The sequence below is a fragment of the Azospirillum tabaci genome (assembly GCF_014596085.1).
In the GTDB taxonomy this organism is placed as follows: domain Bacteria; phylum Pseudomonadota; class Alphaproteobacteria; order Azospirillales; family Azospirillaceae; genus Azospirillum; species Azospirillum tabaci.
The window spans coordinates 1-1,196 of sequence record NZ_JACCJY010000076.1 but is presented as its reverse complement, the minus strand read 5'-3'; the positions used below and the strand labels follow the sequence as shown (position 1 = coordinate 1,196).

Genomic DNA, 1,196 nt, shown 5'->3' with positions numbered 1-1,196 from the left:
GTTCAGTCGGGTCCGACCTGCACCCAGCTTCTGGCGTGGTTCGGCGCCGACGTCATCAAGGTCGAGCGTCCGGGCGAGGGCGACATCACGCGCGGTCAGCTCCGCGACGTGCCCGAGGCCGACAGCCTCTACTTCACCATGCTGAACCACAACAAGCGGTCCATCACGCTGGACACCAAGAACCCGGACGGCAAGCGCGTCCTGGAGGATCTGGTGCGCATCTGCGACGTGATGGTCGAGAACTTCGCCCCCGGCGTGCTCGACCGCATGGGGCTGACCTGGGAGCGCATCCAGGAGCTGAACCCCCGCATCATCGTCGCCTCGGTCAAGGGCTTCGGCCCCGGTCCCTACGAGGACTGCAAGGTCTATGAGAACGTCGCGCAGTGCGCCGGCGGCTCGGCCTCGACGACCGGCTTCGACGACGGCCCGCCGATGGTCACCGGCGCCCAGATCGGCGACAGCGGCACCGGGCTGCATCTGGCGCTGGGCATCGTCACGGCGCTCTACCAGCGCACCCAGACCGGGCGCGGCCAGAAGGTGCTGGCGGCCATGCAGGACGCCGTGCTGAACCTCTGCCGCGTCAAGCTGCGCGACCAGCAGCGGCTGGAGCGCGGCCCGCTGAAAGAGTACCCGCAATACCCGAACGGCGAGTTCGGCGACACCGTGCCGCGCGCCGGCAACGCCTCGGGCGGTGGCCAGCCGGGCTGGATCCTGAAGTGCAAGGGCTGGGAGACCGATCCCAACGCCTACATCTACTTCATCACCCAGGCGCCGGTCTGGGCGAAGATCTGCGAGGTCATCGGCAAGCCGGAATGGGTCACCGATCCGGACTACGCGACGCCCGCCGCGCGCCTGCCGCGCCTGAAGGACATCTTCGCGACCGTCGAGGAATGGACCATGACCAAGACGAAGTTCGAGGCCATGGAGATCCTGAACCGGTACGACATCCCCTGCGGCCCCATCCTGTCGATGAAGGAGCTGGCGGAGGACCAGTCGCTGCGCGAGACCGGCACCATCGTCGAGGTCGATCACCCGACGCGCGGCAAGTACCTGACGGTCGGCAACCCGATCAAGCTGTCGGACAGCCCGACCGAGGTGACGCGCTCGCCGCTGCTGGGCGAGCACACCGACGAGATCCTGCGCGAGGTGCTCGGCTTCGACGAGCGCCGCATCTCCGAGGTCCGCGACAGCGGCGC

The 1,196-nt window shown here is 68.2% G+C and carries 1 protein-coding gene; it reads left to right on the top strand.

Translation table 11 applies throughout. From position 1 onward, the window contains the following. A partial coding sequence (gene frc, locus H0B54_RS29295; RefSeq protein WP_188263266.1) for a formyl-CoA transferase occupies positions 1-1,196 on the top strand: 1,196 nt, incomplete at both ends.